This is a genomic window from Streptococcus mitis, from assembly GCF_009496155.1.
GTDB classification, from domain to species: domain Bacteria; phylum Bacillota; class Bacilli; order Lactobacillales; family Streptococcaceae; genus Streptococcus; species Streptococcus mitis_BQ.
In genome coordinates this window covers 1-19,254 of the sequence record NZ_WIJP01000021.1, presented here as the reverse complement: position 1 = coordinate 19,254, position 19,254 = coordinate 1, and the positions used below count along the sequence as shown (strand labels likewise).

Below are 19,254 nucleotides of genomic sequence, written 5' to 3'. Positions count from 1 at the left end.
GTTACCAGAAGCTTTAGTCACGGAAAAAGGTGAAGCCGAAGTTCAACCAGCATTACCTGAAGCTGTTGTTACTGAAAAAGGTGAGCCTGAAGTTCAACCAGCTTTACCAGAAGCTGTAGTAACCAACAAAGGCACACCAGAAGTCCAACCTGAATTACCCGCAGCTGTTGTTACTGAAAAAGGCGAGCCTGCAGTCCAGTCAGATTTACCAGAAGCAGTCGTTACTGACAAAGGTGAAGCCGAAGTTCATCCTGCATTACCTGAAGCAGTCGTTACTGACAAAGGCGAACCCGAAGTTCAACCAGCGTTACCAGAAGAGGTAGTCACGGAAAAAGGTGAAGCCGAAGTTCAACCAGCTTTACCAGAAGCTGTTGTTACTGAAAAAGGTGAGCCTGAAGTTCAACCAGCTGTACCAGAAGCAGTAGTAACCGACAAAGGCAAGCCTGCAATTCAGCCAGAGTTACCAGAAGCGGTAGTCACGGAAAAAGGTGAAGCCGAAGTTCATCCTGCATTACCAGAAGCTGTTGTTACTGAAAAAGGTGAAGCCGAAGTTCATCCTGCATTACCAGAAGCTGTTGTTACTGAAAAAGGTGAGCCTGAAGTTCAACCAGCTTTACCGGAAGCAGTAGTAACCGACAAAGGCGAGCCTGCAATTCAGCCAGAGTTACCAGAAGCAGTAGTAAGTGATAAAGGTGAACCTGAACAGGTAGCCCCACTTCAAGAATATACTGGGAAAATCGAGCCGCTGAAATCAGAAAGTACAAAACCTTCTGAAGAAACTAACAATACAACAGAAACGAATAATGTTCAAAAAAATGCCAGTGCACTACTTAGAATGAATTTTGTTAAAGGTAATCAAGCGTTATCTGGAACTGGTTCAGCTACATTTATAGCACCTAATGTATTATTGACAGTAGCACACAATTTCATTAATAATTCTTCAGATAACAGCACGGGTGAATTTAGAGGAGAAAAGTCTAAAAATACATATGAATGGGTAACACCTGATGGACAAAAAGGTTCATTTACTTCAGAGGATATTCATTTTTATAATCAAAAAGATTATCCAAAAGGATTTATCTATGATTTAGCAGTGATTAAATTACCACAATCTTTAGAAAGAAAACATGTAAATCTAGTAGAAAATTACTCGAAAGTAAATATTCATGACAAACTAAATATCTATGGATATCCAGGTGGGGAATATACGCACTTAAAAGATGCTACAGTTGAAATGGAACAAAAATATGCGAATAATACCTACGGTGTTCAATATCAAGGTGGAAAACCTGGTATGAGTGGTGGAGGAATATTTAATACTAACGGTGAAGTCATTGGTGTACACCAAAATGGTGCTAAGAACCGTTCAGGAGGATTAATATTATCTCCAACACAATTAGACTGGATTAGAAGTATTATAAATGGTAAAGAAATTACTCCGACATATGATGCACTAGAACGTCATAAAGATGAGAAAAAAGACGATGTTAAAGAAGAAGACGTTAATAAGAAATTAGAGCTTAGAAATATATCTTCTGTAGAACTATATTCAAAAGAAGGTGATAAGTATCGTCATGTAACTTCATTAGATTCTGCACCAAATGACCCACAAAATTACTTCATGAAAGTTAAATCAGAGAATTTTAAAGATGTGATGCTACCAGTTACAAGCATTACTAATGATAATAAAGATAATAGAGCTGTTTATAAAATAGTAGCAAGTGCAAATAATCTGATACATCATGAAAATAATAATGTATTAGAAAATTATACTTACTATTTACCAAAAACTCAGCAAAGTGAAACTGGTGTCTATACATCATTTAAAAATTTAGTAGATGCAATGAATAACACTCCTAATGGCACATTCCGTTTAGGTGCAACTATGGATGCTCGTGAACTTGAACTTCCAGATGGTCAAGAAAGTTATGTGAAAAATGAATTTCATGGAACATTAATAGGGCAAAATAATAATAAGTATTACGCTATATATAACCTGAAAAAACCACTGTTTAATGTGCTAAATAGCGCTACAGTAAAAGATCTTTCAATAAAAGATGCCAATATTTCAGCAAAAGAAGATGCTGCAACACTTGCAAAAGAAGCGAAAAATAGAACTGCAATTAGTAATGTTCATGCTGATGGAGCGATAGCTGGTGAACATGGAATAGGAGGATTAGTATCACAAGTTAATAATTCTACTATTTCTAACAGTAGCTATACAGGCAGAATAACTAATACATATAAAACAGTTGCTAGTTATCAAATCGGAGGTTTAGTAGGTAAACTTTCTGGTTCGGGAGCATTAATAGACAAGTCGATTGCGTCTATTGATATGGCGACAAATGCCAATACTGGAGACCAAGTTGTTGGTGGGATAGCTGGAGCAGTAGATAAGAGTGCACTAATTAGAAATAGTTATGCTGAAGGGAATCTAAATAATGTGCAGCGTTTTGGTAAAGTTGGTGGAGTTGTAGGTAATCTTTGGGATAGAGATTCTTCAGAAGTAAGTAACTCGGGTAACCTTACAAACGTATTAAGCGACGTTAATGTAACGAATGGTAATGCTATTGCGGGTGATAATTTTAATGGTATAAAAGTAAATGGCACATATAGCAACAAAAATAATAAAGTTGTGAACGTAGTAGCAGAAGATGATGAAATCTTAACTAAGGATTCTACTGTTCAAAGAGGAGAAGTATTAGAAGACGCACAGATTAGAGAGAAAAAAGCTTCTTTTGTATCTAAAAATACTATTAAAACAGAAGATTTTAATTTCTCTTCTAGATATGTAACTGACTATAGAAATCTTGAAAATGCCGTTTCATCTAAAGAAAAAGTTTATAAAAATATAGAAAAACTATTACCGTTCTATAATAGAGAGACAATAGTTAAGTACGGGAATTTAGTAGAAGCAAGTAGTAATCTTTACAATAAGGAATTATTGTCAGTAGTTCCTATGAAAGATAATGAAGTAATAAGTGATATTAACAAAAACAAATCAAGTATAAATAAACTATTACTATATTACGCGGACAATACAGCAGAAACACTTAATGTAAATTATCAAAGTGATTTTTCAAATGTAGCAGAGTATAGAATAGGCGATACAAAATTAATTTACACACCGAATACATTACTTCGCAATTATAATAATATTTTAGATGAAGTATTACCAGCATTAAATAGTGTAGAATATAAATCAAAGGAAATTAGAAAAGTATTAGATGTTTCAAATGATGTTAGTTTAACAGAACTATATTTAGAAGAACAATTCAATACTACAAAAAATAACTTGAGAGATAGTTTAACGAAACTACTTACTGCAGATGCTGCAATAGCTGAAAATAACAGTAGGGTAATAGATAATTATGTAATCGAAAAAATTAAAAATAATAAGGAAGCTTTACTTCTAGGATTAACATATTTAGAACGTTGGTACAATTTCAAATATGGTAATACAAAAGCGAAAGATTTAGTTATGTACCACTTGGATTTCTTCGGTAAATCAAATAGTTCAGCGTTAGATAATGTTATCGAACTAGGTAAATCTGGATATAATAATCTACTAGCAAAAAATAATGTTATAACTTATAACGTTTTATTAGCGAAAAATTATAAAACTAATAATTTATTTGATGCATTAGAAAAATATAGAAAAGCATTCGTGCCAGATAAAACCAATAATGAGTGGTTTAAAGAACAAACTAAAGCTTATATAGTAGAAGAAAAATCTACAATTAAAGAGGTAAGTGATAAGCAATCAATAGCTGGTAGTCCATATTCAATTGGAGTATATGATAGATTAACTAGCCCATCTTGGAAATACCCAAGTATGGTCTTACCGCTATTAACATTACCTGAAAAATCGGTGTTTATTATAGCCAACATTTCGACTATAGGATTTGGAGCTTATGATAGATATAGAAGTAAAGAACATCCAGCAGGAACTAATTTAAATGAGTATGTTGAAACAAAAGCTAAAGAAGCGGCTGTTAGATTTAGAGATCACTATGATTATTGGTATAAAATATTAGATGATAAAAATAAATCAAAATTGTATAGAAGTGTTCTAGTCTATGATGCATTTAGATTTGGTACAGATGAAAAAGTAGATAAAGATACATACCAAGCTACTTTTGAAACTGATCATCCAGCAATAAAACATTTCTTTGGTCCAGCAGGAAATAATGTTGTTCATAATGCTAATGGAGCATACGCTACAGGGGATGCATTCTACTATATGGCATATCGTATGCTTGATAAAGATGGTGCGGTAACTTATACACACGAAATGACGCATAACTCAGATAGAGAAATTTATCTTGGAGGATACGGAAGACGAAATGGACTTGGACCAGAGTTTTATGCTAAAGGATTGTTACAAGCTCCTGATCATCCAAATGATCCTACTATTACGATTAACTCTATATTGAAATATGAAAAATCAGAAGATCCAACTAGACTTCAGGTAAAAGATCCTACAAAACGATTTAATAATGCAGAAGATTTACAAAAATATATGCATAATATGTTTGATGTAATTTATATGCTAGAATATCTAGAAGGTAATGCAGTTGTTAAATTAGATATTTCTAAGAAAAATGAGTTGTTGAGAAGAATAGAAAATAAATTTGAAACAGATCCAGACGGAAGTAGAGTTTATGCAACCAATGTTATTCGTTATTTAAATACTAGTGAACTTAACAAATTAACCTCATTTAATAGTTTAATTGAAAATGATGTTATTACAAGAAGAGGATACGAAAATGGAAATGACAATACTTTTAAACGAAATGGATATTATACAATTAAACTATTCTCACCAATATATTCTGCTCTAAGTAATGATAAAGGAACTCCGGGTGATTTAATGGGTCGTCGTATGGCGTTTGAATTGTTAGCCGCAAAAGGTTTTAAAGATGGAATGGTGCCATATATTTCTAATCAATATGCGGAAGAAGCAAAAGCCAATGGTGATGTTATTACATCATATGGTAAAGTAATCGGTAATGTAACTGATGAGTTAGTACTTCAAAAAGTGTTTAATAATGAATATAAATCATGGGTTGATTTCAAAAAAGCAATGTATGAAGAACGAAAAGCTAAATTTAATAAATTAATGAGCATTAGCTTCGATAACCCAAATGGAAGTTGGTTCAGAAAAGATAGAGTGACAATAAAAAATATAGAAGATCTTCAAAGAATGATAACTACTGCTGTCAATGAAGATGCTGAGGATTATCTTGTGAATATATATCCAGAAAGAAGTAGAGTTCATAAACTTAAACAGGCAATCTTTAAAGCCTATCTTGATCAAACCGATGATTTTAGAAATTCAATTTTTGAGAATAAAAAATAGTATTTGCTATTAGGAAATAAAAAGTAAAGGTAGAGGATTACAATTGTCATTATTAAAAAAAGATAGATTTTCCATTCGGAAAATAAAGGGTATTGTTGGTTCGGTATTCTTGGGGAGTCTTTTATTTGCACCGTCAGTTGTTGGTGCATCGACTTATCATTACTTGGATTATAGTAATTTGACACAAACTGAACGTGATCAACTCAAACAAGGTAGACCTGACGAATCAAAAGAATCATATGCTTTGGTTTATGAGAAAGACGCACTACCAAATACTGGTCAATCACAATCTATTATGACTGTATTGGGTTTATTGACCATCGGTAGTCTTGTTGTAGTTATTACAAAAGATAAGAGAAATAAAAAAATAGCTACATTTTTGATTGTAGGGGCGACAGGTTTAGTTACACTATCAACTACTTCAGCACTTAATTTGAATGCTAACATCCATGAGTCTGGACGTGATGGTGTGTTGCAAATTTCTGGTTACAGATATGTTGGTTACTTGGAATTTGATGAGAGAACGGTTTCATCGGTTTCGCTAGTTGAACAATCCAAAGTTATGACAGACAAAGGCGAACCTGAAGTTCAACCAGCCTTACCCGAAGCAGTAGTCACAGAAAAGGGTGAACCTGCAGTTCAGCCAGAATTACCAGCAGCTGTAGTCACTGAAAAGGGTGAACCTGAGATTCAAGCAGCCTTATCAGAAGCAGTTGTAACTGAAAAAGGCGAACCTGAAGTTCAACCAGCCTTACCCGAAGCTGTAGTCACAGAAAAGGGTGAACCTGAGGTTCAAGCAGCCTTATCAGAAGCAGTTGTAACTGAAAAAGGCGAACCTGAAGTTCAACCAGCCTTACCCGAAGCTGTAGTCACAGAAAAGGTTGAACCTGCAGTTCAGCCAGAATTACCAGCAGCTGTAGTCACTGAAAAGGGAGAACCTGAGGTTCAAGCAGCCTTATCAGAAGCAGTTGTAACTGAAAAAGGCGAACCTGAGGTTCAAGCAGCCTTACCAGAAGCCGTAGTCACTGAAAAAGGCGAACCTGAAGTTCAACCATCGTTATCAGAATCAGTTGTAACTGAAAAAGGGGAACCCGAAGTTCAACCAGCCTTACCAGAAGCCGTAGTCACTGAAAAAGGCGAGCCTGAGATTCAACCAGCCTTACCAGAAGCTGTAGTAACTGAAAAAGGCGAACCTGAGGTGCAACAAGTCCTACCCGAAGCTGTAGTAACTGAAAAAGGCGAACCTGAAGTTCAACCAGCCTTACCAGAAGCAGTTGTAACTGAAAAAGGCGAACCTGAGGTGCAAGCAGCCTTACCCGAAGCTGTCGTGACCGACAAAGGCGAGCCTGAAGTACAAACAGCCTTATCAGAAGCAGTTGTAACTGAAAAAGGCGAACCTGAGGTGCAAGCAGCCTTATCAGAAGCAGTTGTAACTGAAAAAGGCGAACCTGAGGTGCAACAAGCCCTACCCGAAGCTGTAGTCACTGAAAAGGGAGAACCTGAGGTGCAAGCAGCCTTATCAGAAGCAGTTGTAACTGAAAAAGGCGAACCTGAGATTCAACCAGCCTTACCCGAAGCAGTTGTAACTGAAAAAGGCGAACCCGCAGTTCAAGCTGAGTTGCCAGAATATACGTCAAAAGTTGCTCCAACTTTGACTTTAGATAAGGTTACAGAAGATGCGATGGATCGTTCAGCTAAATTGGATTACACTCTTGAAAATACAGGTAATGCTGAAATCAAGAGCATTATAGCTGAGATTAAAGATGGGGACACTGTTGTTAAGCGAGTTGATTTATCTAAAGAAAAATTGACAGACGCTATTCAAGGTTTGGATTTATTCAAAGATTATAAAATTGCAACAACAATGACTTACAACCGTGGTGAAGGTGATGAAACTTCTAAATTGGATGAAAAACCTTTACGTTTAGAGTTGAAAAAGATCGAAATTAAAAATATTTCATCTACTAATTTAGTGAAGGTGAATGATGATGGTACTGAAACACCTAGTGATTTCATGACTGAAAAACCTTCAGATGAAGATGTGAAGAAAATGTACTTAAAAATCACTAGTCGTGATAATAAAGTAACACGTTTAGCAGTTGATAATATTGAGTTGGTAACTGAAAAAGAAAAAGAACTTTATAAAATTACAGCAACTGCTCAAGATTTGATTCAACATACAGACCCAACGAAGGTTCGTAACAAGTATGTTCATTATATTGAAAAACCCCATCCTAAAGAAGATAATGTCTACTATAACTTTAAAGATTTAGTAGACGCTATGAATGTTAATAAAAACGGTACATTTAAAATTGGTGCAGATTTGAATGCAGAAAATGTACCAACGCCTAATAAAGAATATGTACCTGGGACATTTAGAGGTACATTGACCAGTGTAGAAGGTAACCAGTATTCAATTCATAACATGAAACGTCAATTATTCGGTGGTATCGAAGGTGGTTCAGTTAAAAATATTAACTTAGCAAACGTTAATATCAATATGCCTTGGATTAATGATATTTCAGCACTTGCTAAGACTGTTAAAAATGCGACAGTTGAGAATATCAAGGTTACTGGTAGCATTCTTGGAAACAATAGTATTGCTGGTATTGTTAATAAGATTGATCGTGGTGGCCTGTTAAGAAATGTAGCATTTATCGGTAAATTGCAGGCTGTTGGTGATCGTGATTGGAATTTAGCTGGTATTGCTGGTGAAATTTGGAAAGGTAACTTAGATAGAGCATATGCTGATGTAACAATCACAGGTAAACGAGCTAGAGCTGCTGGACTTGTCGCGAAATCTGATAATGGTATGGATAATTTCACTGTAGGAAAAGAGGGTTCTGTTCGTCATTCAGTTGCTAAAGGTACAATTGACATTGATAATCCAGTTGATGTTGGTGGGTTTATCAGTTCTAACTGGGTATTAGGGCAAATTGAAGATAACGTATCAATGGTGAAAGTTTCTAAAGGTGAGATCTTCTATGGTTCAAGAAATATAGATGACGAAGGTGGTTACTTCTCAGGTAATAGACTTGAAAATGATTTCGTTGTTCGTGATATGAGTACAGGAGCCTCTTCATATCAACGTTCTAAACGTGTTAAAGAAATTAGTTTAGAAGAAGCTAATAAGAAAATTACAGGGTACAATATAACAGCTAGTGGATTTGAAATTAGTGCTCTTCCTGAAGATACGCTTAACCGTACAGCACCAAAATCAGAGGAATACAAATCAACTCAAGACTACAAATCCGAACGTGATTTGGCTTATCGTAATATTGAGAAACTTCAACCATTTTATAACAAAGAATGGATTGTCAACCAAGGTAACAAACTTGCAGAAGATTCAAACTTAGCTAAGAAAGAAGTCCTTTCTGTTACGGGGATGAAGGATGGTCAATTCGTGACCGATTTATCGGATATCGATAAAATAATGATTCACTATGCAGATGGTACAAAAGAAGAAATGGGGGTCACACTCAAGGATTCTAAAGTCCAACAAGTGCGTGAATATAGCGTATCTGGTCTTGGTGATGTTGTCTATACACCGAATATGGTTGTTAAAAATCGTGATAAATTGATTGCTGATGTTAAAGCTCAATTATCAAGTGTAGAATTGATTTCACAAGAAGTCCGTGCCTTGATGGATAAACGAGATACATCTAGAGATCCTAATGCTAATTCGGATGAACGTAAGAATGGTTATATTAAAGATTTATTCTTTGAAGAAAGCTTTGCGGACGTGAAAGAAAATCTTGACAAACTAGTTAAAGCTATTGTTGAAAACGAAGACCATCAATTGAATGGTGATGAAGCTGCGATAAAAGCACTTCTCAAGAAAGTAGAAACCAATAAAGCTAAAATCATAATGGCTCTGACTTATCTCAATCGTTACTATGATATCAAATACGGTGACATGAGTATAAAAAACATCATGATGTTTAAACCTGACTTTTATGGTAAGACACCAAGTGTTATTGACAGACTCATCAACATCGGTTCGAGTGAAAAGAACTTGAAGGGTGATCGGACTCAAGATGCTTACCGTGAAATCATCTCAGGTAACACTGGTAAAGGTAATTTACGTAACTTCTTAGAATACAACATGCGTTTGTTCACTGAGGATAAAGATATTAATGATTGGTTTATCCACTCAGCTAAGAATGTTTATGTTTCAGAACCTAAGACAACAAATACAGAGTTGAAAGATAAACGTCATCGTGTGTTCGATGGTTTAGATAACAGTGTTCATGGACGTATGATTTTACCGTTGCTCAACTTGAAGAAAGCTCATATGTTCTTAATTTCAACATATAATACAATGGCTTATAGTTCATTTGAGAAATATGGTAAACATACAGAAGAAGCTAGAAATGAATTCAAAAAAGAAATTGATAAGGTTGCACATGCACAACAAACTTACCTTGACTTCTGGTCACGTTTAGCATTACCAAGTGTACGAGATAGATTGCTCAAGAGTCAAAATATGGTTCCAACACCTGTTTGGGATAATCAAACCTACAATGGTTCTCCTGTAGGTCGTCGAGGATTTGACAGTAAAGGTAACCCTGTAGCCCCAATTCGTGAATTATATGGTCCAACATGGCGACACCATGATAGAGATGGGCGTATGGGCGCTATGGCTTCAATATTCCCTAATCCAAATAATGATGACAAGGTCTTGTTTATGGTGACAGATATGATTAGTCCGTTTGGTATTTCAGCCTTTACACATGAAACAACACACGTCAATGACCGTATGTTATATTTTGGAGGAAATAGTCATCGTGAAGGCACCGACGTTGAAGCATATGCTCAAGGTATGTTGCAAACACCTGATAAATCTACAGGTAACGGTGAATATGGTGCTCTAGGTCTTAACATGGCCTATCATCGTGAAAATGATGGTGACCAATGGTACAATTATAATCCTGATAAGCTTCAAACTCGTGAAGACATTGACCGCTACATGAAAAACTATAATGAAGCACTAATGATGCTAGATCATCTAGAAGCAGATGCAGTTCTAGAATCAGGGGTACCAGATATTAATACGAAGTGGTTCAAGAAAGTTGACAAGGCAATACGGACTATTGACAATTTGAATAAGCTCAAAGCGCCGAATCAATGGGATAAAGTTCGTGATTTGAATGAAGAAGAAAAAGCTAAAAAGTTATCAAGCATCAATGATTTAATCGATAATAATTTTATGACAAAACATGGAAATCCAGGGGATGGAATTTATCGTCCAGAGGATTTCACTCCAAACTCAGCTTACGTGAATGTCAATATGATGGCTGGTATTTACGGTGGAAATACGAGTGATGGTGCACCTGGTTCATTATCATTTAAGCATAATGCTTTCCGTATGTGGGGCTATTATGGTTATGAAAATGGCTTTATCAGTTATGTATCCAATAAATACAAAACAGAAGCAGATAAAAACAACCATGGTTTACTAAGCGATAAGCTAATAATTAATAAAGTATCGCAAGGAAACTTTAAAACCCTTGAAGAGTGGAAGAGACATTGGTACGGGGAAATTCTTGTTAAAGCTAAGAAAGGTTTTGAGGCTATCGATATTGATGGAACCCATATTAGCAACTATGATGAGTTACGCACTTTATTTGATAAAGCAGTTCGCAAAGATCTGGAGGGAATGTCAGATCCGAAAATTAAAGATCATTTCAAAAATACAGTGGACTTGAAATCCAAAGTATTCAAAGCCCTACTAAAAAATACAGATGGTTTCTTTAATCCTTTGTTTAAATGAATATAACAAATTGCTACTTAATATGATGTTGGGCAAAAACTAGCTTCAAAATAAAACCACACAGTGATAATTTCAGTTTTATACTCAATTAAGCTGAAAGAAACATTGTGTGGTTTTGTTTTATAGTCAATTGAAACAAGAAGAGGACATAAGAACCTCGTAAAAAGTATTGCACCTTAGTAATACAAAAGATTGAAGTTAGAATAATACAGTGTGCCTTCTAAAATATTATTAGAAATTGATTTGTTCATATTTTATTTCATTTTATTATAAAAAATTCTTGTTTATGATTTTTCATCTGCAAGCGATTTGCAGTAGATAAAAAGACTGAGAGCTTACTTCTCAGTCTTGGATATGTTGAAAGAGGTGGTCGAGTTGGTTTAGGTAGTCGGTGCGTGAATTGATAATTCTCAGGATATGGACTTCTTTTTCATGAATGAGGTAAAAGAGTAGGTATTGTTTAGAGACAATCATTCTGAGCGTGTTTCCTGGATAGAGGGAGTATCCGATTTTATGATCAAAGTTAATACCCCCCTCTGGTGAGAACATGAGTAGGTTGCTGGTTTGTTGGAGGCGAGTGATGACTTTCTTGGCTATGTTTTCACTGAACTCTGTGGAGTAATAGATGAAAATACCGTCTAAGTCTTGTCTAGCTTGTTCTGTAAAGCGTACTTTATAGTCCATACTTTGAAAAGACCTCGTCTGCGTCGTAGAGACGTCCTTCGATGATGTCTTGGTAGCCTTTATCTAGTTCTGCTTTGAGTTCGCCTAGGAAGACTTCTGCTTTGAGTTGGTCGGCTGTCTTAATTGGGAGACCTTTTTCAAGGACGATTTGTTCTACAAAAAGGTTGAGAGCATCTGAAAGGCTGATGTTTTTGCTTTCTAGAATATTTTTTGCTTCTTCGAATAGTTGGTTATTGACTCGGAAGTTATAAACTCGGTCTCGTGTAAGTGTTGACATAGTATTTCTCCTTGTAATGCTGTTGTATTACACATATCTTACAAAAAAACATAGAAAAAGTCAAGTATGGGGAAAATAAGCATTGGCAGTTTTTCATTACGTTGCAGTTTTGTAGAAAGATAAATGAGTGAATAGCAAAAGATTGGAATTTTAATCGAATTCAAAAGTTTCTTAATCTGGAAACAAGAGCAGACAAAATAAAGAAGTCATGATATAATATAAATTAGATTTCTATGTCATAAAACAAGAACTGTTTGAACATCATTCATTTTATGTTCAAACAATAGTAAAATAAAATAGGGACTCTAAACCCTTGCTACGAAAGGAAAAAAACTCAATGGCTACTATTCAATGGTTGGTCTAGAAGATTTAAAATAATAAAACATTGTGAAGTAGAATAAATGCTTAAAACCCTTGAATTCCAAGGGTTTTTGTTGTTTTAGATTTTAATTTTTCACATTGTTATAAGTGCTTAATTAAGCAATAATCATCAATAAAAACATTTTTTGGTGTTGAGTTTGGTGTTCAAATATTTGTTATGTTACGGAAAGGAATTTCACAATCTTTCCGTTTTTTTATTTTCAGGAGGGAAAATGACAAAAGAATTACAATCATCACGCAATATTGTCATTTCATTTTTAGTACGTGAAATGGGAATTGACATTGTTGAAGCCATATCTCTGATGACTGAATTAGAAAAAAGTGGCTTGGTTCGATTGGAATCAAGTGGAGATTTAATACTCAAAGAACTAGGAGGAGCTCTATGAAACGAATTACCGCAAATCAATACCAAACTTCAGAACGGTATTATAAATTACCTAAAATTCTTTTTGAGGATGAGGAAGAAAGAAATTCTCAACCTATTTTGAGAAGAAAAGTAGAAAAGGTTACATTTCTTTATCATTTTTAACCTTGCTTTACTTGTCTTAGCATGTTGGACAGGATACAAGTGGAAGAGGGGATAGAAAATAATCTGAACAAGTTCAAAACTTATTCTATTTTTTAGGACATGAAAAATTTTAGAAATTGATTCTTTCTTAAATTTGAATTTCACTAGTAGTGTAAAGATGATTTTTTCTCTGAATAAAATCTGAATTTTCTCTGATACAATCTCAAATGTCAAGGTTCAATAATTGTTACTTCAGTAGGTGATGAGGGTCTAGATTTAAATAATCAAGAATCATTGAAACATTACCTTGGAGAACTTAAGGGGAAGGATTATTCACATATAGATGGGAAAGTTATGGATATCCCTGCGGGATTAGACAATGTTGTGACAGTAGGGTCAGTAAATGATAACGATTTTGTATCTAGTTTTTCAAATAAAGGAAATAATGTAATAGATATATATGCAACAGGAGGAGGAAGTCATAAACTAGCAACAATTGGATATGAACAGTGGGCTAATGATAAAGCATTTGAAAAAGAATGGGTCATTGTACCGACACTTGAAGGGAAATATACTTATGCTTATGGGACATCCATTTCAACACCAAAGGTTTCAGCAGCACTTGGGTTAATCATTGAGAAATATCATTTGAAAGATCAACCAGATAAGGTAATTAAATTATTGTATGATAATTGCTGGATAAGAAATGACATTGACGGCACTCAAATTATACTATTAAATATTACGAATTTTGTTCAAGATAGTGTAAAATAGATTTGTACTAGTTTCTAAAAATTTAATTTAAAGAATAAAGAACAATTACAAATTGATGTATTGAGACTATTCTTTGTCAAGAATACGGAGCTTTGCAGATAGTTCTCTAAAATATTTTGAGGTGATAGAATGTATAAGATATTAGTTGTAGATGACGATTTTGAAATTTTGAAACTGATGCGAACTATTTTGGAGATGAAAAACTATCAGGTAACGACGTATCAAGAAGTCACCGTACCAATCAATATTAATAATTTCAAAGGATTTGATTTGATTTTATTAGATGTAATGATGCCTAATATAGATGGTATGCAAATTTGTAAGCAGATTAGAAATAAAGTAAGCTCCCCTATTATTTTTGTTAGTGCAAAAGACACCGAAGATGATATAGTATCAGGATTGAATTTAGGAGGAGATGACTATATTACAAAACCTTTCAGCATCAATCAATTAATTGCCAAAGTTGCTGCAAATCTCAAACGAGAAGAACGATACAAACAAGGTGAATTAAGTAACCAAATTGTTCGAGAATTATCCCCAATAACAATTTATTTACAAGAAAAAATTGTTTGTATTAATGGAGATAGTCTTGCCTTTACAAGTAGGGAATATGATATCATAGAGCTATTATCTAGCAATCCAAGAAAAATTTTTACTGTACAAGATATATATGAAAACGTTTATGATGATGATGCTGAAACCCTCTTTCGTTCAATATCTGAGTATATCTATCAAATAAGATTAAAATTCTCATCCTATGGAATTAATCCTATAAAAACAGTTAGAGGTATGGGATACAAGTGGCATGATTAAGAAGAATAGTACAATTAGAGGACGTATAATAAGGACTGTTTTAGAACTAGTAACAGGTACGTTACTGAGTATACTTTTATTTTTTATATTTACTTATTTACTTGTTTTTACAGGACAATTAAATGTATACGGCTCTAAAATTGAAATTTCAGTGAGTGATACCAGCAATTTAAGTGATGTAGTTCAAGCAATGAATAACTCTATATTTGACTATGTTGTATTTAATCGCAAGACAGGTACAATTGAAGAGGGTAATTATCAAAAAAAGGATTTGCCTGCCTATCGAGAAGTGTTTGATAAAAATGAATCTGTAAGTAATAGTGCGGTGTATTATGGGTATTATGCTAATTCAGAGATTGTACTTACTGTCAGGCAACCCATGATACCTGAGTTTGTTAATCCGAATTTGCGTCACATTTCATTTAATCTATTTTCTTATTTATTTTTCTTCGTTTTCGAAACGATTTTACTCATTTGGTCACTTACAAGATTAATAAAAGAATTTTCAAAAAATTTTCTACTTATACAAAAAAAGCTTTAAACATGGGGCAGTTAACATTTAAAGAAAAAAACATTCCCGCTCAAATACAAGAGTTTGATGAAATTCTCTCTGTATTATATCAAAAGGACGACGAGTTAACTAATTTACTCAAATCAGAGAGAAGGGAGAAGGAAGATTTATCTTTTCAAGTTGGTGCATTAGCTCATGATGTAAAAACTCCTTTAACAGTACTAAAGGGAAATTTAGAGTTGCTTGAATTAACTAACCTGACTGATCAACAGAAGGAATATACTCAGTCAATGAATAACAGTATAGTGATTTTTGAAAGATACTTTAGTTCAATGATTGATTATTCAAGATTACTAATTGAAGATAAAGATTATGGGGAACAGATATATTTACCTGATTTTTTAAGTGATCTGTCAGTAGAGGCGAAATCTGTAATGAATAATGCAAAGGTTGATTTCAAAATTATTAATACTACAAAATTAATGTTTTTTAAGGGAAATCGTTTTAATTTAAATAGGGCATTAATTAATATTTTAGCAAATGCAGCAAGATATAGTTCTGGAGAAAAAAAAGTTACTCTTACTATCATTGAGGAAACAGAGTATATTAATTTTGGAGTGTGGAATAATGGTATGCCTTTTACTGAACAGTCCTTATTAAATGCAGATAAGTTATTTTATACTGAGAATAAAGGTAGGAATAATAAGCACTATGGTTTAGGGTTAGCATTTGCTAAACAAGTTGCAACTAGACATTTTGGAGAATTGTTTTTATCAAATCCAGATAGAGGTGGTGCTCAAGTGACGTTGCTTATTAAAAAATAATTCTATAGGGATATATTAGATAGCTTCCATATAATAGTTATGTATATAAAAATAGATAATCTTCTAAATTGAGGAATATCTATTTTTTTATTTTTTAAAATTGAAAAATCTGAACAAATTTTGAAAAATAAAGTGTAACATACAAGTATAAAATAAGGAGGAATTATAGTTATGAATATACAAGTTCAAAAACTTAGAAAATCATATAAGGATAGAGAAGTGCTGAAAAATATTTCTTTTGAAATAAAAGAGGGAAGTATTTGTGGATTATTAGGTATCAATGGTGCAGGAAAATCAACAATTATGAAGATTATTTTTGGTCTTGAAAACGCTGATAGTGGTACGGTTATTTTTAATGGGGGAAAAAATGCGAGCATATATGAGATTGGAGCGCTTATTGAAACTCCTGCTATCTATATGAACTTATCTGCATTTGATAATTTAAAAACTAGAGCATTGTTATATGACATTTCTGACGAACGAATTAATGAAGTATTAAACTTGATTGGGCTATCTAATACGGGAAAGAAAAAAGCAGGAAGCTTTTATTTAGGTATGAAACAACGTTTGGGATTAGGTATGGCAATAATTACTAGTCCAGATTTGCTCATTTTAGATGAACCTACCAATGGATTGGATCCAGATGGTATAAAGGAATTATTGAATTTAATGATTTCTTTAAAGAAATCAGGAATGACAATTCTTTTATCTAGCCATCAACTGTATGAAGTTAGTAAAGTGGCAGATAAAATTGTTATTTTACATGATGGTCAAATTTTTTACGACGGTTCGAATGTTCAAAGTGATGATTTAGAATCTTTATTTTTTAGAATTGTTCATGGAGGTGACGCAATATGATAAAAATATTTAAATCAGAATGGTTAAAACAGCGAAAAAATACATCCAAAAAATTCTTGATAATAGCTCCTGGCTTGTCGATTTTAATAGCTATATTACTTGTTGGACCGAGTATTATAGAAAGTTTTTCGATATATTGGTGGGAAGCCATCTTTTTGTATACACTTATTGGATTGTTATTTTTATATGATTATAAAGCAGAAGAAGCTGCAGGAAACTTCCAGAATATATACTTTCGAAATGATAGCATAAAAATATATATCGTAAAGATACTTTTAAAATTAAAAGATTTACTCATTTCTAACGTATGGTTTTTAGCTATATTATTATTTACAAGTAATTTTTTGTATGCCGACTTAATATCATTGAATATAATTGGTGACTTAATTTGTTTAGTACTTATTTCGATAACATCCATATGGGTATTGCCACTCTTGTATCTATTTTCGAAATGGATCAATCCCTATATCCTAGTATCTATTAACTCCTTGATTTGTTTTTTGGTTGCACCTTTTATCGCTCAAAGTAGTTTTTGGTTCTTCTTTCCTTTTACATATCATTATAAAATTGCTTATAGTCTTATGTATATAAAACCGTCAGGAGATCTAGATTTAACAAATCATGTAACAGACGTTAAAATGGTAGTATTTGCCGTATTTCTATCATTGATTCTATTTATTGTTTCTTTGTTAATGTTAAATTGGAGGTTAAATAATGATCCAATTGCTAAAAAGTGAAATGATTAAATTTAAAGGTTCGTATCAACTATACATTATTTTGATTTTGTCTACTATACAACTATTGACAATTCCAATTTACATATTATCTGTAAATAATACAATTGTATTGGAAAATATTATCTTTTTACCGATGTTAGGCTATAGTATGATAACTACGATAATCACTTTATTAGTATCTGAACAAGAAATCAATGCTAATAATTATCAGAATATTAGGAGCGGGAGAAATATATCCAGTATATGGGGAGCGAAACTTTTTGTGTTAGATTTACTATTATCTTTACTCACTATTCCTTTATGGGTAGTTGTAGGTATAGAGTTAGAACACTTTTTATATTATTTTTACATAGGAATAGTTAGTTGGTTATTACTAATATTGTTAAATCATTTCCACATGCTATTGACATTGTTTATTGCGAAAGGCGGCAATTTACTTATTGCTGTTGTAGAAAGTTTATTTATATTATTTGCAACAAATAAAGTTTTTCTTAATATTTTTTGGATTCCAGTAATTTTACCAGTTAATATAATTTTAGAAAATAATTTTAGAAGCACAACCTATTTATTGGCTTTAATTTTTTATGTTGTATTATTGTTTGTCGCTAATTTAGTAATTGTGAGCAGAAAAGGTGTTTAATTATATATTCTGATGGAAATGAAGGGAGTGTTAAATTTGGGATGGAAGTTTGGGAATTGTTTTGACTTTACTTCATATCCAAAATAAGTCTGTAAAGACATATTGGAGAGAGGCGTTATTGATTTTTGATAATTTAACTATAGAAAATTAGGAGGAGAACTATGAAATTCAAAAAGATCTATCTTTCCGTAATTTTTTTCTTAAGTTTACTTGGATTGGCTGGATGTACATATGAGAAGTATGATGTTAAATTTCTCGACTCAAGTTATAATCGATTCGATTATAAAGGAGAGCATTATGGTGTAACTAATCAATTAATTTCATATGAAGATATTGAAAGTAAAGTAAGCAATCATGATGATACTTATGAAATATCTTACGATGATTCCAATAATGAAATAAAGAATGATTTGTTGGAGATTGGTGATTTATATCAAAACAAGAATAGAGAATTTGCCATAAAAATTGATAGTACTTTCTATAAATGTAAACTACTTGATAATATTTCTAAAGAAGAACTTCTAAAAGTTTCTGACTTATTTAATGTTCGCTTAGTAGGAGGATTTGCTATCAATGAGCAAGAAGCCAGAGAGTTGAAGATAGGGGAACAATTATTTACAATTACTGAAAAAATTATTCCAAAAGAAGAGCTTAGTGCTACAGTTGCTAACTTAGATAATCAAGTGAAGTCAGTCACTAGATTATCAGGGGAGCATGAAAGTTGGAAATATGGAGAAATATGTTCTTTAGAAAATCAGTCTATCCACGAGAAAGTAGCAGTTAAATTGAATGGAGAATATCATTTGGCTTTCTTAAGAAGTTAAACTGGGCAAAAAGTCTTTAAAAGAAAAAAGCGCATAGTGTCAGGCATTGGAAAAACTAGATACTATGCGTTTTATTGTGGGAAGATTTACTTAATTTTCTTTTGAAATTGAGTTTTATACCATACTTTTTTCTTGTGATAAAACTTACAAGTTCTTTTTGTTATTCTTGACCTAGTTTTTATAGAAAGAAGGTCTAAGATGTTAAATAAAGTCAAAACTAAAGCCTTAATTAGTGTTGGAGCAGTGGCTGCAACTAGCTTTATTCTCATGATGGGATATACTGCTGGT

At 33.1% G+C, this 19,254-nt stretch carries 12 protein-coding genes and 3 pseudogenes; 13 read left to right on the top strand and 2 right to left on the bottom strand.

Annotated elements, in window-relative coordinates:
• On the top strand, nucleotides 1–5,362 hold a 5,362-nt coding region (locus GEZ84_RS09990; protein ID WP_153224421.1), incomplete at its 5' end, for a ZmpA/ZmpB/ZmpC family metallo-endopeptidase.
• A 43-nt stretch (nucleotides 5,363–5,405) separates the two neighbouring features.
• The gene (locus tag GEZ84_RS09985; RefSeq protein ID WP_153224420.1) at nucleotides 5,406–11,135 is read left to right on the top strand and encodes a ZmpA/ZmpB/ZmpC family metallo-endopeptidase; all 5,730 of its coding nucleotides are present in this window, start codon (nucleotides 5,406–5,408) and stop codon (nucleotides 11,133–11,135) included.
• 342 nt (nucleotides 11,136–11,477) lie between these two features.
• On the opposite strand, the gene GEZ84_RS09980 is transcribed toward GEZ84_RS09985, so the two are convergent.
• Both GEZ84_RS09980 and GEZ84_RS09975 read right to left on the bottom strand, forming a co-directional pair.
• The gene (locus GEZ84_RS09980) at nucleotides 11,478–11,819 is read right to left on the bottom strand and encodes a type II toxin-antitoxin system RelE/ParE family toxin (RefSeq protein ID WP_136937152.1); all 342 of its coding nucleotides are present in this window, start codon (nucleotides 11,817–11,819) and stop codon (nucleotides 11,478–11,480) included.
• On the bottom strand, nucleotides 11,809–12,096 hold the full coding sequence (locus GEZ84_RS09975; RefSeq protein WP_000105961.1) for a type II toxin-antitoxin system RelB/DinJ family antitoxin: 288 nt from the start codon (nucleotides 12,094–12,096) through the stop codon (nucleotides 11,809–11,811). Before GEZ84_RS09975 ends, GEZ84_RS09980 begins: the two co-directional genes overlap by 11 nt.
• 593 nt (nucleotides 12,097–12,689) lie before the next feature.
• Between GEZ84_RS09975 and GEZ84_RS09970 the strand changes: the two genes are divergently transcribed.
• The 11 genes and pseudogenes from GEZ84_RS09970 to GEZ84_RS09925 all read left to right on the top strand — a co-directional run.
• Entirely contained in the window at nucleotides 12,690–12,863 is a 174-nt protein-coding gene (locus GEZ84_RS09970; RefSeq protein ID WP_153224419.1) for a hypothetical protein, read from the top strand.
• A pseudogene (locus GEZ84_RS09965) lies at nucleotides 12,860–12,940 on the top strand (replication initiator A domain protein); the annotation flags it as partial. The gene GEZ84_RS09970 and the pseudogene GEZ84_RS09965, both read left to right, overlap by 4 nt.
• A 276-nt stretch (nucleotides 12,941–13,216) precedes the next feature.
• Nucleotides 13,217–13,759 (top strand): annotated as a pseudogene (locus GEZ84_RS09960) (S8 family serine peptidase); the annotation flags it as partial.
• A gap of 129 nt (nucleotides 13,760–13,888) precedes the next feature.
• On the top strand, nucleotides 13,889–14,572 hold the full coding sequence (locus tag GEZ84_RS09955) for a response regulator transcription factor (RefSeq protein ID WP_000276748.1): 684 nt from the start codon (nucleotides 13,889–13,891) through the stop codon (nucleotides 14,570–14,572).
• Nucleotides 14,565–15,113 (top strand): hypothetical protein, encoded by a 549-nt coding sequence (locus GEZ84_RS10990; RefSeq protein ID WP_228113040.1) that lies wholly within the window; start codon nucleotides 14,565–14,567, stop codon nucleotides 15,111–15,113. The genes GEZ84_RS09955 and GEZ84_RS10990 overlap by 8 nt, the downstream gene beginning before the upstream one ends.
• 2 nt (nucleotides 15,114–15,115) lie before the next feature.
• Nucleotides 15,116–15,907 carry a sensor histidine kinase gene (locus GEZ84_RS10985; protein WP_228113039.1) on the top strand — a complete coding sequence of 264 codons (792 nt, stop codon included), beginning with the start codon at nucleotides 15,116–15,118 and terminating at the stop codon, nucleotides 15,905–15,907.
• Nucleotides 15,908–16,078: 171 nt separating this feature from the next.
• Nucleotides 16,079–16,765 carry an ABC transporter ATP-binding protein gene (locus tag GEZ84_RS09945; protein WP_153224418.1) on the top strand — a complete coding sequence of 229 codons (687 nt, stop codon included), beginning with the start codon at nucleotides 16,079–16,081 and terminating at the stop codon, nucleotides 16,763–16,765.
• Nucleotides 16,762–17,502, top strand: a complete 741-nt coding sequence (locus GEZ84_RS09940; RefSeq protein WP_153224417.1) for a lantibiotic ABC transporter permease — start codon at nucleotides 16,762–16,764, stop codon at nucleotides 17,500–17,502. Before GEZ84_RS09945 ends, GEZ84_RS09940 begins: the two co-directional genes overlap by 4 nt.
• Nucleotides 17,480–18,142: an ABC transporter permease gene (locus tag GEZ84_RS09935; protein ID WP_153224416.1), complete on the top strand. Its 663-nt coding sequence runs from the start codon at nucleotides 17,480–17,482 to the stop codon at nucleotides 18,140–18,142. The genes GEZ84_RS09940 and GEZ84_RS09935 overlap by 23 nt, the downstream gene beginning before the upstream one ends.
• A gap of 161 nt (nucleotides 18,143–18,303) precedes the next feature.
• Nucleotides 18,304–18,966, top strand: coding sequence for a NisI/SpaI family lantibiotic immunity lipoprotein (locus GEZ84_RS09930; protein ID WP_153224415.1), 663 nt, complete (start codon nucleotides 18,304–18,306; stop codon nucleotides 18,964–18,966).
• Nucleotides 18,967–19,164: 198 nt separating this feature from the next.
• Nucleotides 19,165–19,254: pseudogene (locus tag GEZ84_RS09925) on the top strand (peptidylprolyl isomerase); the annotation flags it as partial.

What these genes read in the sequence shown, in the direction of transcription:
- GEZ84_RS09980 (WP_136937152.1), bottom strand. Translation starts at nt 11,819, where the DNA reads ATGGACTATAAAGTACGCTTTACAGAACAAGCTAGACAAGACTTAGAC.
- GEZ84_RS09975 (WP_000105961.1), bottom strand. Translation starts at nt 12,096, where the DNA reads ATGTCAACACTTACACGAGACCGAGTTTATAACTTCCGAGTCAATAAC.
- GEZ84_RS09970 (WP_153224419.1), top strand. Translation starts at nt 12,690, where the DNA reads ATGACAAAAGAATTACAATCATCACGCAATATTGTCATTTCATTTTTA.
- GEZ84_RS09955 (WP_000276748.1), top strand. Translation starts at nt 13,889, where the DNA reads ATGTATAAGATATTAGTTGTAGATGACGATTTTGAAATTTTGAAACTG.
- GEZ84_RS10990 (WP_228113040.1), top strand. Translation starts at nt 14,565, where the DNA reads ATGATTAAGAAGAATAGTACAATTAGAGGACGTATAATAAGGACTGTT.
- GEZ84_RS10985 (WP_228113039.1), top strand. Translation starts at nt 15,116, where the DNA reads ATGGGGCAGTTAACATTTAAAGAAAAAAACATTCCCGCTCAAATACAA.
- GEZ84_RS09945 (WP_153224418.1), top strand. Translation starts at nt 16,079, where the DNA reads ATGAATATACAAGTTCAAAAACTTAGAAAATCATATAAGGATAGAGAA.
- GEZ84_RS09940 (WP_153224417.1), top strand. Translation starts at nt 16,762, where the DNA reads ATGATAAAAATATTTAAATCAGAATGGTTAAAACAGCGAAAAAATACA.
- GEZ84_RS09935 (WP_153224416.1), top strand. Translation starts at nt 17,480, where the DNA reads ATGATCCAATTGCTAAAAAGTGAAATGATTAAATTTAAAGGTTCGTAT.
- GEZ84_RS09930 (WP_153224415.1), top strand. Translation starts at nt 18,304, where the DNA reads ATGAAATTCAAAAAGATCTATCTTTCCGTAATTTTTTTCTTAAGTTTA.